This is a genomic window from Streptosporangium sp. CA-135522, assembly GCF_050949235.1.
Lineage (GTDB): Bacteria > Actinomycetota > Actinomycetes > Streptosporangiales > Streptosporangiaceae > Streptosporangium.
On the sequence record NZ_CP192026.1, the window covers coordinates 6,462,192 to 6,474,749 of the forward strand.

At 70.6% G+C, this 12,558-nt stretch carries 11 protein-coding genes; 3 read left to right on the forward strand and 8 right to left on the reverse strand.

Going from position 1 to position 12,558, the window contains the following annotated elements; genetic code table 11:
- Positions 1–7: 7 nt before the first annotated feature.
- A complete protein-coding gene (locus ACQPYK_RS30860) occupies positions 8–1,441 on the reverse strand; it encodes a PLP-dependent aminotransferase family protein (protein ID WP_433238479.1) in 1,434 nt (477 codons plus the stop codon).
- Positions 1,442–1,516: 75 nt separating this feature from the next.
- On the opposite strand from ACQPYK_RS30860, the gene ACQPYK_RS30865 reads away from it, so the two are divergent.
- Positions 1,517–2,122: a YczE/YyaS/YitT family protein gene (locus ACQPYK_RS30865; RefSeq protein ID WP_433238482.1), complete on the forward strand. Its 606-nt coding sequence runs from the start codon at positions 1,517–1,519 to the stop codon at positions 2,120–2,122.
- 34 nt (positions 2,123–2,156) lie between these two features.
- Entirely contained in the window at positions 2,157–3,932 is a 1,776-nt protein-coding gene (locus ACQPYK_RS30870; RefSeq protein WP_433238485.1) for a glycoside hydrolase family 15 protein, read from the forward strand.
- Positions 3,933–4,005: 73 nt separating this feature from the next.
- On the opposite strand, the gene ACQPYK_RS30875 is transcribed toward ACQPYK_RS30870, so the two are convergent.
- Positions 4,006–4,962 carry a hypothetical protein gene (locus ACQPYK_RS30875; RefSeq protein WP_433238487.1) on the reverse strand — a complete coding sequence of 319 codons (957 nt, stop codon included), beginning with the start codon at positions 4,960–4,962 and terminating at the stop codon, positions 4,006–4,008.
- A 39-nt stretch (positions 4,963–5,001) separates the two neighbouring features.
- A complete protein-coding gene (locus ACQPYK_RS30880; protein WP_433238490.1) occupies positions 5,002–5,949 on the reverse strand; it encodes a S66 peptidase family protein in 948 nt (315 codons plus the stop codon).
- Between the two features lie 30 nt (positions 5,950–5,979).
- On the opposite strand from ACQPYK_RS30880, the gene ACQPYK_RS30885 reads away from it, so the two are divergent.
- Positions 5,980–6,861, forward strand: a complete 882-nt coding sequence (locus tag ACQPYK_RS30885) for a sulfotransferase family protein (protein WP_433238493.1) — start codon at positions 5,980–5,982, stop codon at positions 6,859–6,861.
- A 10-nt stretch (positions 6,862–6,871) separates the two neighbouring features.
- Here the strand turns inward: ACQPYK_RS30885 and ACQPYK_RS30890 are convergent, their stop codons facing one another.
- The 5 genes from ACQPYK_RS30890 to ACQPYK_RS30910 form a co-directional block, all read right to left on the reverse strand.
- Positions 6,872–8,746, reverse strand: coding sequence for an ABC transporter ATP-binding protein (locus tag ACQPYK_RS30890; protein ID WP_433238496.1), 1,875 nt, complete (start codon positions 8,744–8,746; stop codon positions 6,872–6,874).
- A gap of 51 nt (positions 8,747–8,797) precedes the next feature.
- Positions 8,798–9,607, reverse strand: a complete 810-nt coding sequence (locus ACQPYK_RS30895) for an enoyl-CoA hydratase/isomerase family protein (RefSeq protein WP_433238499.1) — start codon at positions 9,605–9,607, stop codon at positions 8,798–8,800.
- A 131-nt stretch (positions 9,608–9,738) separates the two neighbouring features.
- On the reverse strand, positions 9,739–9,954 hold the full coding sequence (locus tag ACQPYK_RS30900; protein ID WP_012892441.1) for a helix-turn-helix domain-containing protein: 216 nt from the start codon (positions 9,952–9,954) through the stop codon (positions 9,739–9,741).
- Between the two features lie 114 nt (positions 9,955–10,068).
- A complete protein-coding gene (locus tag ACQPYK_RS30905; protein WP_433238503.1) occupies positions 10,069–11,667 on the reverse strand; it encodes an ABC-F family ATP-binding cassette domain-containing protein in 1,599 nt (532 codons plus the stop codon).
- 172 nt (positions 11,668–11,839) lie between these two features.
- Positions 11,840–12,496 (reverse strand): acVLRF1 family peptidyl-tRNA hydrolase, encoded by a 657-nt coding sequence (locus tag ACQPYK_RS30910; protein WP_433238506.1) that lies wholly within the window; start codon positions 12,494–12,496, stop codon positions 11,840–11,842.
- Positions 12,497–12,558 lie beyond the last annotated feature (62 nt).

A 12,558-nucleotide genomic window follows, 5' to 3' on the forward strand; every position in this document is an offset into this window, starting at 1 on the left:
GGGTGACTCAGAGCGCGGGGGTGAGCGGCTGGGCGGGACGGGCACCGTAGGGCCCGGTGAGCCTGGCCTCGGCGATGCGGTCCACCGCCTCGATGAGGACCTGCGGCGGCTGGGTGAAGGGCAGGCGCAGGCGGCCTTCCAGCGTGCCGTCCACGCCGAACCAGGGGCCGGGCGCGAGCCGTACCCCGTGGCAGCTCGCCGCGTCGGCCAGGGCGGTGGCCGACGGGTCCGGCAGGCGCACCCAGAGCGAGCCACCGCCCTTGGGCACGGTGAAGCTCCAGTCGGGCAGCCGCGCCCTCAACGCCGCCGCCAGGGCGTCCCTGGAGGCGCGCAGGGTGCGGCGGCGCTCGGCCCGGGCCTGTTCGATGTCCTCGAACAGCCGGGTCACCACCAGTTGCTCGAACAGCGGGCTGGCGATGTCCACGCCCGCGCGGAGCACGGCCAGGCGGCGGACCATGGCGGCGGTGGTACGGATCCAGCCGATGCGCAGGCCGCCCCACCACAGCTTGGACGCCGACCCGACGCTGATCACCCGTCCGTCGATGTCGAACGCGGCCAGCGGGGCCGCCCCCGGCGCCTCGTCGATCGCCAGCTCGCACCAGGACTCGTCCACGATCAGCGTGGTGCCGTACTGCCTGGCGGCGCCGACCAGGGCGGCTCGCATGGCGTCGTCCATCAGGTGGCCGGTCGGGTTCTGGAAGTCGGGGATCACATAGGCGAGCCGGGCGGCCGACTGGCGCATCGCGCAGGTGAGCAGGTCCAGATGCCAGCCGCCGTCAAGAATGCCGACCGGGACGATCCGGGCGCCGCGCATCCTCGCCATGTCCATCGCGTGCGGGTAGGTGGGCGACTCCATCAGCATCGCGTCGCCCGGCGTGAGCAGCATCGCGGTCAGCAGGTAGAGCGCCTGCTGGGCGCCCGTGGTCACCAGGATCTGCTCGGGCCTGGTGGCCAGTCCCCGCGCGGTGTAGCGCTCGGCGATCGCCTGGCGCAGCGGCGCGATCCCGACCGGGTCGTAGCCGATGCCGAGCCCGTGGCGCGGGTATTGCTCGGCGGCGAAGGCGATCGCCGAGGGAAGCGTCGAGACCGCGAGCGGGGCGGCGGCGTGCAGTGGCAGCAATCCGTCGTCGCCGGAGGCGACCCACGGGTTCTCCGCGCCCATCGAACCGGGGGCGGGCAGCGCGGTCCAGCTTCCGGCACCCTGCCTGCTCTCCAGATAGCCCTGCTCGCGGAGCCGGTCGTAGGCGGCGGTCACGGTGGTGCGGCTGACCCCCAGGGCCTCGGCGAAGTGCCGCTCGGCCGGGACGCGCATCCGCAGGGGCAGCCGGCCGTCGAGGATCAGCGACCGCACGGCCTGGGCCAGCGCGCTGTAGTACGGCCTGGTGCCGGGGTCGAGCGCCACGAGCCGGGCGAGCTGGGGTCCGCTCAGGTACCGTTCCATGCCGCCCACTATAAAGCCACTTTTCATGATTGGACCTTTTAGCGGAGGCCAGTGGCCTGAATGATTAAGGCCACTATGAGCGAAGTTTCCCTTCCCACCCTCGGTTCCCTTCCCAACCGTCTCTCCCGTCTCTACGCGGGGCTGGCGCTCTACGGCGTCGGGATCGGCCTGCAGATCGAGTCGCACCTCGGCGGCAGCCCCTGGGACGTCTTCCATCAGGGCCTGTCCATCCACATGGGTCTGTCGATCGGCACCTGGATCATCCTGGTGGGGGCCCTGGTCATGCTGTTGTGGATCCCGCTCAAGCAGCGGCCGGGGATCGGCACCATCAGCAACGTCGTCTTCCTCGGACTTTTCGCCGACGCGGCCATGTGGCTGGCCCCGACCCCGGACCAGCTGATCGCCCGCTGGGCCTACCTGCTGCTCGGCGTCGTCGCCACGGGCGCGGCGACCGGCCTCTACATCGGCGCGGGCCTCGGCCCCGGCCCGCGTGACGGGCTGATGACCGGTCTCAACCGCCTCGGCCTGTCCATCCGCGTGGCCCGCACGGTCATCGAGGTCACGGTACTGGCCGTCGGCTGGCTGCTCGGCGGCACCGTTGGGGTCGGCACCGTGGTGTTCGCCCTCGCGATCGGGCCGCTGACCCAGTTCTTCATGCCCCGGATGCGTCCCAAGGGCTGATCGGACGGTCCGCGGAAGCGCTAGCGTCGAGCACATGCGGATCGAGGATTACGCTCTCGTCGGAGACATGCAGTCAGCCGCCCTGATCGGACGGAACGGGGCCATCGACTGGCTGTGCCTGCCCAGGTTCGACTCGCCGGCCTGCTTCGCGGCGCTGCTCGGCGACAAGCAGAACGGGCAGTGGTGGCTCGGGCCCGCGGACGCCGGGCGGTCCGCCGCCACCCGACGGCGCTACCGGGGAGAGTCCCTGATCCTGGAGAGCGAGTGGGAGACTCCGGGCGGCACGGTCCGGGTGATCGACTTCATGCCCGCCCGGCAGACCAACCCCGACCTGGTCAGGATCGTGGAGGGCGTGTCGGGAACGGTGGAGATGGCCACCGAGATCCGCATCCGCTTCGACTACGGCCGGATCGTGCCCTGGGTACGCCGCACCGACGGCATGCTGCAGGCCGTGGGCGGCCCCGACTCGGCATGGCTGTACTCGCCCGTTCCCCTGCAGGGCGGCGACTACGCGCACAAGGCGAGGTTCCAGGTCTCCGCGGGCGACCGCTTGGCCTTCGTGTTCACCTGGCATCCCTCACACGAGTCCAAGCCGATCGAGATCGACCCCTTCGAGCAGCTGGCCGAGACCGAGGCGCTGTGGGCCGAATGGGCCGGGCAGTGCACCTACCAGGGCCCCTGGCGCGAGGCCGTGGTGCGCTCCCTCATCACGCTCAAGGCGCTCACCTACGAGCCCACCGGGGGCATCGTCGCCGCCCCCACCACCTCGCTGCCCGAAGACCTCGGCGGAGTCCGCAACTGGGACTACCGCTTCTGCTGGCTGCGCGACGCCACGATGACGCTGGAGGCCCTGATCGGCGGCGGCTACCTGGGCGAGGCTCGCGCCTGGAGGACGTGGCTGCTGCGGGCGATCGCGGGCCGCGCCCAGGACCTGCAGATCATGTACAGCGTGTCCGGGGAACGCCGGCTGACGGAGCTGGAGCTCGACTGGCTGCCCGGCTTCGAGGAGTCCCGGCCGGTCCGGATCGGCAACGGCGCGGTCAACCAGCTCCAGCTCGACGTCTACGGGGAGGTGATGAACGCCCTGTACCTGTCCCGCGTTTCGGGCATGGAGCCGGACGAGCGGGCCTGGACCATCCAGCGCGAGCTCGTCTCCTACGTGGAGGCCCACTGGGACGAGCCCGACGAGGGCCTGTGGGAGGTCCGGGGCCCACGCCGGCACTTCACCCACTCCAAGATGATGTGCTGGGTCGCTCTGGACCGGGCGGTCAAGCAGGTGGAGAGCTTCGACCGGACCGGCCCGGTGGAGCGCTGGAAGGAGCTGCGTGATCGCATCCACGCCGAGATCTGCGAGAAGGCCTTCGACCAGGCGCGCGGGACCTTCACCCAGTCGTACGGCTCGAAGGAGCTGGACGCCTCCCTGCTGCTGATCCCGATCGTCGGGTTCCTGCCCCCGGACGACCCGCGTGTGATCGGCACGGTGGAGGCGATCCAGCGCGAGCTGATGGTCGACGGTTTCGTGCTGCGCTACCCGGTGGCCTCCGACAACGACGTGGACGGCCTGCCCGGAGGCGAGGGCGCCTTCCTGGCGTGCAGCTTCTGGCTGGCCGACGCGCTGGCGATGATCGGCCGCAGGGACGAGGCCGTCGAGCTGTTCGAGCGGCTGCTGTCCCTGCGCAACGACGTGGGACTGCTCGCCGAGGAGTACGACCCCCGCTACGGGCGCATGGTCGGCAACTTCCCGCAGGCCTTCAGCCACGTCCCGCTGATCCACACGGCCCGCGCGCTGAGTGCGGTGACGCAGGACTGAGACGCCGTCCGTGAAGCACTGTCCATGAACCGCCCGTGAGCCGCGCCGGTGAACCGCCGCCCGTGAGAGGCCGTCAGGCCCGGCCCGGCCCGCCGTCGGGGCGGACCGCCAGGGCGGCCAGGACGCGGGCGAACTCCGGAGGCGGAGCGACCACCAGCCGGGTCTGCCCCTCCTGGCTGACCAGGTCGGCTCGTATCAGGACGAGCCGGTCGCCGTGCCACCAGTAGACCTGTGGGCTGAGCGCGCCGTCCCCCCGGTCGAACTCCCGCTGGGCGAACAGCCGCATCCGCTCGATCGCGCGGACCACCCCGATGCCCTCGACCGGGTGAACGACCATGGTGGCGGGGTCGGGCAGCGCGACGAGCACGCCGTCGGCGGGGACGGGCAGGTAGTCGCCCAGCCGGCGCAGGTGGGCGGCGGCGTTCGGGGCGGCGCCGTTCAGCCGCCGGATCGCCACGCCGCCGAGATCGGCCTCGGTGACCGAGAGGGGCTCGTCGTCGCCGATGTTGTCCGCGGCCAGCTCCAGTGCCCGGGCCGCGGTGATCGGCCAGCAGCCGGCCTCCTCGGGGCGGACCGGGCGGGCGGCGGCGCCGTACCCGACGGTGAGGATCTCGACCAGATCGGTGCTGAGATGGCGGCCGACCACCCGGTCGGCTCCCAGCTCGTCGGCGGGCCGGGCCCGGGTCCGTAGCAGCACGCCGACCCGGGTCAGGTCGCAGGCGTCGAACGGCTCGTCCGCCGTGGCCAGAACGTGCGAGAGGTGCTCGGAGACGAGCATCGGCCAGTCTTCCCGCGAGCGCCGCCGCGCCTCCGCGCGCAGGCCGCTCAGCCGTACCATGATCCGGCGGGGGCCCGACAACGTCAGCGTGCCGCCGTCGGGGGCGAAGGAGCAGGCGTAGCCGAGGGTGTCGGCGACCAGCGCGAGCAGGGAGTCGAGGTCCACTTCCTCGACCGGGCGCGGTGGCCTGTCGGCCTGCCGGTCACGATGCCGGTCGGTCTGCCGGTCACGACGCCGCCGAAACAGCCTCATGCACGCATCCCTTCTGCCGGTTTCCTCCTAGGTCCGCACCTAGACTGCCTTCACGGGCACGATGGTTGCGCCGACCAGAGAGCACGATTGTGCATCAATAGCACCAAGTGCCCCTAGCTGCACACTGAACTGTGGCGACCCGTGGCCCACCGGAAGTCCGGCGATCACCGGCACCCCGAACGGTACGAGCCTCTCTTCCAGTGTCGGATAGGGGTCACCGCAGTTCTCCCACGACCCCAGGACAAACCCGGCAACCCCTTCCAGTGAACCCGACTGGAGCAACTGGGTGAGCATCCGGTCGATGCGGTAGGGCTCCTCGGCGACGTCTTCCAACAACACGATCTGCCCGCGCGCCCGCAGCTGGTACGGCGTGCCGCACAGCGCGGCGAGCAGGCTGAGGTTGCCGCCCGTGAGCGGCGCGACGACCTCGCCCGCGACGATCACGCGGTCGCCGGCGACGGGAGCCTGGACGCCGGACAGGGCCTGGGTGAAGCCGGCGAAGGTGCGGGGCTCGGGACCGCCGGGATCGCTGATCGTGGCGCAGGCGGGCATGGGCCCGAACCAGGAGGCGACGCCGAGCTCGACGGCGAACGCCCGGTGCAGCGCGGTGACGTCGCTGGAGCCGACCAGCGTCTTGGGTCCGGCGGCCCGCATGGCGTCCCAGTCGAGCAGGTCGAGGATCCGGGTGGCGCCGTAGCCGCCCCGGGCGCAGATCACCGCGCTCACCGCGGGGTCGCACCAGGCCTCCTGCAGGTCGGCGGCCCGGCCGGCGTCGGATCCGGCCAGGTAGCGCTCGCGCTCGCGCACGTGAGCGCCGGTGACGACCTTCAGGCCCAGTTCTTCGAGGACGCGGACGCCGCGCACCAGCCGTACCGGATCGGGAGGCCCGCAAGGGGTGACCACCGCGACCGTGTCGCCGGGACGGATCGGGGGCGGGACGATCACGCCTTCTGGGTGGACTGGAATGGACGTGACCGGTTCGTTCACCTCCCAAACGGTGCCACACTGGGCTCACATATGCGACCTCCGACCCACATCCTCGTGGTCAACGGGATCAAGGTCCGCCAGCCGGTGTTCGTGCTCGCCGCCCCTCACTCCGGCGCGGACCTGCTTGCCCGTGCCCTGAAGCGTTCCCCCGGCTTCCACCTCACGATGGGGCGCCCCTCGGTGGCCCACGTCGTCTACGCCTTCGCCCGGCGCCCGTCCATCGCCGCCCGGGGCATGGGCGCCACCCGTGTGCTCCGTGACGCCATGGCCGAGGCCTGGCAGATCCTTCCGGGCGCGTGCCGTGACTGCTCGGCCCCGTGCCGGGAGGCGGGAGGCGTGATCGGGGACGGTCCGTGCGCGGCCGTGGGCGCCGTGGCCCGGTTCGGCGACGCCACCCCCGACCTGATCTACAGCGCCTCGGTGCTGCTGCAGGCCTTCCCCGACGCCCGGTTCGTCCAGCTGATCAGGGACGGCCGCGACGTGGCCGCCGACATGCTGGCCGATCCGGCGGCCCTGTCCTGGTTCAAGCCGGTCATGCTGAGCGAGGAGACGGAGTTTCCCAACCCGTTCCTCGGCGTCAACTCCGCCGAGCACCGCGACCGGTGGAAGGCGATGCCCACGGCCGGCAAGTGCGCGTTGCGCTGGCGCAGCGCGGTCCGGTTGTCGGCCGGCCTCCACAAGGAGCTGCCCCGCGAGCAGCTGCTGACGCTGCGCTACGAGGACCTGGTCTCCTCCCCCGCCGAGGCGCTGGAGGGGCTGTCGGCCTTCTTGGAGACGCGGGTTCCCAGAGTCGCCATGTACGGCAGGAGCGTGCCGAAGGTGGGCGCCTGGCGCACCCGGCTGCGGGGGCAGGACGCCGAACTGGTGGAGAAGGTCGCCCGCGAGGAGCTCGGCAGGCTGGGCTACCGGTGATCGGCCGGGATCACGACTCCGAGCTGAACTGGGTGCGGTAGAGCTCGGCGTAGAGCGTGCCCTTGGCGAGCAGTTCCTCGTGACGGCCCCGCTCCGCGACGCGGCCGTCCTGGATCACCAGGATCTGGTCCGCCTCGCGGATCGTGGACAGCCGGTGCGCGATGACCAGTGAGGTCCGCCCGGCCAGCGCGGTCTTCAGCGCCTGCTGGACCGCGGCCTCGGACTCGGAGTCCAGGTGAGCGGTGGCCTCGTCGAGCACGACCACCCGGGGGCTCTTGAGCAGCAACCTGGCCAGGGCCAGGCGCTGCTTCTCACCGCCGGACAGCCGGTAGCCCCGGTCGCCCACCACGGTCTGCAGCCCCTCGGGCAGCCCTTCGACCAGCTCGGAGATCTGCGCGGCGCGCAGCGCCTCCCAGATCTCCTCCTCGGTGGCGCCGGGCCTGGCGTAGGAGAGGTTGGCGCCGATGGTGTCGTGGAACAGGTGAGCGTCCTGCATGACCACGCCCACGCTCTCGCGCAGGGAGTCGAGGGTGGCCTCGCGCACGTCGAGGCCGTTGATCCGGACCGCGCCCTCGCCGACGTCGTAGAGGCGGGAGACCAGGCTCGTGAGGGTCGTCTTGCCCGCGCCCGAGTGGCCGACCAGCGCGATCATCTCGCCCGGCCGGGCGGTGAAGGTGATCCCGCGCAGCACCTCCTGGCCGGGTCCGGTGTCGGGACGGGCCACCGACTCCAGTGAGGCCAGCGACACCTCGGAAGCCGCCGGGTATCCGAACCGGACGTCGTCGAACTCGATGGTGGCCGCGCCGGCGGGGACCGGCCGGGCGTCGGGCCGTTCCGCGACCATCGGCTTGAGGTCGAGCACCTCGAAGACGCGATCGAAGCTGACCAGCGCGGTCATCACGTCGACGTGCACGTTGGACAGGCTCGTCAGCGGGCCGTACAGGCGCATCAGGAGGGCGGCGAGGGCGACGAGGGTGCCGAGTTCGAAGACGTCGCCGACGGCCAGCAGGCCGCCCCCGCCGTAGACCAGGGCGGTGGCCAGTGCGGCGACCAGGCCGAGCGCGACCCGGAAGACCGTGCCGTACATCCCGACGGTGACGCCGACGTCGCGCACCCTCCCGGCCCTGCGGCCGAAGGCGACGGCCTCCTCCTCGGGCCGGCCGTAGAGCTTGGCGACCATCGCACCCGCGACGTTGAATCGCTCGGTCATCATGGAGCTCATCTCGGCGTCGAGCTCCATCTGCTCGCGGGTGAGGCCGGACATCTTCCTGCCGACCCACTTGGCCGGGAAGATGAAGATCGGCAGCAGCACGAGGGCGACGAGAGTGATCTGCCAGGACAGCACGAGCATGGCGCCCAGCACGAGCACGAGCATGACCACGTTGGACACGACGGAGGACAGCGTGCTGGTCAGCGCCCGCTGGGCGCCGATCACGTCGCTGTTGAGCCGGGAGACCAGGGCACCGGTCTGGGTCCGCATGAAGAACGCCACGGGCATCCGCTGCACGTGGTCGAAGACCTCGGTGCGCAGGTTGTAGATGAGACCCTCGCCGATCCGCGCCGAGAACCAGCGCTGGGCCAGGGTGAGCGCCGCGTCGGCCACCGCCAGGACCGCGATGACCACCGCGAGGGTGACCACCACGCCGGGCCGCTTCGGGACGATCCCGTCGTCGATGATCGCCTTCATCAGCAGCGGGTTGGCGATCACGATGCCCGAGCCGACCACGACGAGCGTCAGGAAGGCCGATATGTGCCGCGAGAACGGCCGCGCGTATCGCGCGATACGCCTGACCGTGCCCGGCGTGAGACGTTCCTTCGTCACTGAACTGTCACGCCGCAGCGAGCGCATCATCTGCGGGCCGAAGCCCCCACCCATCATCGCCATCCGGCCTCCTCTCCCGGTGCGAGCACCGGGAGAGGCACCTTCATTCCCCCGTCAGCTTCCGGCGAACAGTGACTTGATCCGCACGACCTGCTCGCGTCGTTCTGCGGCGCACTGTTCTTCCAGCGTCCGTCCGGGGGCGCCCTGGAGCAGCCGCTTGGTCGCCGCGGCCGCGTCCCGGTTGGTGGCCAGGAGCGCGGCGGTCAGGTCCGCCACGGCTCCCGCCAGCTCCTGTGGTGCGACGACCAGTTCGGCCAGGCCGAGCCTGGCCGCCTCTTCCGCTCCCACGGTGCGGGCCGTGAGGCAGATCTCGATGGCGCGGGACAGGCCCACGAGCTCGACCAGCGGCTTGGTGCCGGTCAGATCGGGAACCAGTCCGAGTGCGGGCTCCTTCATGCACAACTTGGCGTCGTCGGCGAGGACCCTCAGGTCGCAGGCGAGCGCAAGTTGGAATCCAGCACCGATCGCATGCCCTTGAACGGCCGCGATCGAGACGATGTCGGGACGTCGCAGCCACAGGAAACCCTGTTGTGCCTGCGCTATCCGCTGCTCGAAGGTCGAGCTGTCGAGTGTCGCGGAGGCCGCGAACGAGCCCTGACCGGGAACCCCCTCGGGGGTGAACATCCGCAGGTCGATTCCTGCCGAGAAGGACGGCCCCTCACCTCTGATCACGACGACTCTCACCTGCTGCGGCAGGGTGTCACCGATCTGAGCCAGCGCCGACCAGGTCGCGAACGTCTGTGCGTTCCTCTTGTCCGGCCGGTCCAGCGTGATCGTCGCGATCTCGCCGTCCACCTCGAAGCGCAGACCGACCTCCTCGAGGGAGATCTTCTCCGCCCTCCCCCCGAACGCCACTTCCGTCATAGCCCGCTCTCCCACCTGTTGTCTTCCGTCTCGCCCGAGCCTATCGATTCTCTAGAATGAGGTTCTACAGGCTCGGGCGGGACGTCTCAGCATGGGGACGAGCGGCTGCGGACGCGCGTTCCGAGGCGGGGTCAGCGCTTCGACTTGCCTCGGGTAGCGCCGCCGCGCCCGCGCAGAGTCACACCGGACTCGCTCAGGATGCGGTGGATGAAGCCGTACGACCGGCCGGTCGAAGCGGCCAGCGCCCGGATGCTTTCACCCGCGCTGTAGCGCTTCTTTAGATCGGCGGCCAGTTTGTCGCGATCGGCCCCGGTCACCCGGGTGCCTTTCTTAAGGGTCTCGGCCACGAGTACCTCCTGTAGTGCCAGACTTCCGCAGCGTTACTCACGCCATGATCAGTCATTTCAGCGAGATCGGCTACCTACTCCATGGGAAAAGATCCGTACCCGCTCAAATTAAGATCAGGCAAGTGCCACAAGATCGGAAAATTCGTCGCTCCAAGCGTCTTCAACTCCGTCAGGCAGCAAGATCACCCTATCTGGTTGTAGAGCCTCGACAGCACCCTCATCGTGCGTGACGAGCACAATCGCCCCAGAATAGGACCTTAGTGCTGAAAGAACCTGTTCCCGGCTGGCCGGATCGAGGTTGTTGGTGGGCTCGTCGAGGAGCAGGACGTTGGCCGCGGACAGCACCAGGGTGGCCAGGGCGAGCCGGGTCTTCTCCCCTCCGGAGAGCACTCGGGCGGGCTTGTCCACGTCGTCTCCGGTGAACAGGAACGAGCCCAGGACCTTGCGGAGCTCGACGTCGGGGAGCATTCCCCCGGCCGAGCGCATGTTCTCCAGGATCGTCCGATCCGGGTCGATCGTCTCGTGCTCCTGGGCGTAGTAGCCCAGCTTGAGCCCGTGGCCGGGCTTGACGGAGCCGGCGTCGGGCCGCTCGATGCCGCCCAGGATGCGCAGCAAGGTGGTCTTGCCCGCGCCGTTCAGACCCAGGATGACGACCCTGGTCCCCTTGTCGACGGCCGCGTCCACATCGCTGAAGACCTCCAGCGAGCCGTAGGACTTCGACAGGCCCTCCGCGGCGATCGGGGTGCGCCCGCACGGCGCGGGCTCGGGGAAGCGCAGCTTGGCGACCTTGTCGCTGCGCCGCTCCACCTCCAGGCCGGACAGCAGGCGCTCGGCGCGGCGCTGCATGTCCTGCGCCGCCTTGGCCTTGGTGGCCTTGGCCCGCATCTTGTCGGCCTGCGACATCAGCACCGAGGCCTGCTTCTCGGCGTTGGCGCGCTCGCGCTTCCTGCGCTTCTCGTCGGTCTCCCGCTGGGCCAGATAGGTCTTCCAGCCGACGTTGTAGGTGTCGATCGTCGCGCGGTTGGCGTCCAGGTGGAGAACCCTGTTTACCGTCGCTTCAAGAAGGCCGACGTCATGGCTAATAATGATCAAGCCGCCCTGATGGGATCGTAAAAAATCACGAAGCCACCCAATTGAGTCTGCATCGAGGTGGTTTGTCGGCTCGTCAAGAAGGAGAGTCTCCGCCCCGCTGAAGAGGATCCGGGCCAGCTCCACCCGCCTGCGCTGGCCTCCCGAGAGGGTCTCCAGCGGCTGACCCAGCACCCGATCGGGCAGTCCGAGACTGGAGGCGATCGAGGCCGCCTCCGACTCGGCGGCGTATCCGCCCAGGACGTGCAGCCGATCCTCCAGCCGCCCGTAGGCGCGCACCGCGCGGTCTCTCGTGCGCACGTCGTCGGACGCCATGCCGACCTCGGCCTCGCGCAGGTCGCGCAGCACCTCGTCCAGCCCGCGCGCGGACAGGATCCGGTCGCGGGCGAGCACCTGCAGGTCACCGGTGCGCGGGTCCTGGGGGAGATATCCGACGGCGCCGGTGGTGGAGACGGTGCCCGCGGCGGGCACGCCCTCACCCGCGAGCACCCTGGTCAGGGTGGTCTTGCCGGCACCGTTACGGCCGACCAGCCCGATCTTGTCACCGGGGTTCACCCGGAACGACGCGCCCTCGATGAGCAGCCGGGCTCCGGCGCGCAGTTCGATTTCAGAAGCTACGATCATGGTTGGAGAACACTCCCAGAGTGGAAATAAACAGGCTCACCTCGCTGTGGCCGAACCCGCCGCGCCCTGTCTTCCGGCTCTCGATTCGGCCGTCTCGCCTCATCGGGGCGGCGTCAGTCGGAAGTGCGCATACCGATCAGTGTACGGCGCGCCCATTGCCGATTCCCCCTGATTAACCGGGGTCGATCACCTTGATGCGGACCGCTCTGAACAGGGCGGGGGTCTCGCGGAGCACGGCCAGCCGGGGATCGGGCACCGCCAGGAAGGGCTCGGTCTCCAGCGCGAAGACCGGGGCGAGCCTGCGGTCGGGCCGCAGGGCGTCCACCGCGCGCCGGTCGCCGCCCAGGATCACCGCCTCCAACTCGGCCACGTGCGGGGCGAGGACCCGCAGCGCCACCTCCGCGGCCGCGTCGTGCGCCTGGTCGACCTGTTTCTCCCTGCGGCGGGCGAAGCGCTGCTGCGACCAGCCGCCCGCCGCGCTGCGGCCGTGGACCTGCCGCGACCCGACCTTGGAGGAGACGAGCTCGTCGCCCTGGAAGATCCCGGCGGCGTGGCCGCCGAGCCGTACCAGCAGCACGCCGATCCGGCGCTCCCTGCGCGCGTGGGTGATCAGGCGCGCCAGCGGGCCGCCTCCGGAGGAGGTCAGCGGCGGGAACGGGACCTGACACTCGGCCACCGCGCCGTCGGCGCCCCGCAGCCGCACCGCCTCGCCGGTCGCCGTCACGGTCGGCGGCCCGTGCCGTTCGACGAACCCGTCCACCCAGCGTCCGAGGCGCTCGGGCCCGACCGAGACCCAGCGCCCTCCTCCCTTGGCAGGTCGTGACGTCATGGAACGGGACACTAGCGGGTGGTCCCCGCGCGCCCCCGGCCCCCTCCCCGCCCCCTCGTGAC

Coding starts and splice junctions, on each gene's coding strand:
- ACQPYK_RS30875 (WP_433238487.1), bottom strand. CDS start 4,962: ATGAGGCTGTTTCGGCGGCGTCGTGACCGGCAGACCGACCGGCATCGT.
- ACQPYK_RS30870 (WP_433238485.1), top strand. CDS start 2,157: ATGCGGATCGAGGATTACGCTCTCGTCGGAGACATGCAGTCAGCCGCC.
- ACQPYK_RS30890 (WP_433238496.1), bottom strand. CDS start 8,746: ATGGCGATGATGGGTGGGGGCTTCGGCCCGCAGATGATGCGCTCGCTG.
- ACQPYK_RS30860 (WP_433238479.1), bottom strand. CDS start 1,441: ATGGAACGGTACCTGAGCGGACCCCAGCTCGCCCGGCTCGTGGCGCTC.
- ACQPYK_RS30895 (WP_433238499.1), bottom strand. CDS start 9,607: ATGACGGAAGTGGCGTTCGGGGGGAGGGCGGAGAAGATCTCCCTCGAG.
- ACQPYK_RS30865 (WP_433238482.1), top strand. CDS start 1,517: ATGAGCGAAGTTTCCCTTCCCACCCTCGGTTCCCTTCCCAACCGTCTC.
- ACQPYK_RS30885 (WP_433238493.1), top strand. CDS start 5,980: ATGCGACCTCCGACCCACATCCTCGTGGTCAACGGGATCAAGGTCCGC.
- ACQPYK_RS30905 (WP_433238503.1), bottom strand. CDS start 11,667: ATGATCGTAGCTTCTGAAATCGAACTGCGCGCCGGAGCCCGGCTGCTC.
- ACQPYK_RS30910 (WP_433238506.1), bottom strand. CDS start 12,496: ATGACGTCACGACCTGCCAAGGGAGGAGGGCGCTGGGTCTCGGTCGGG.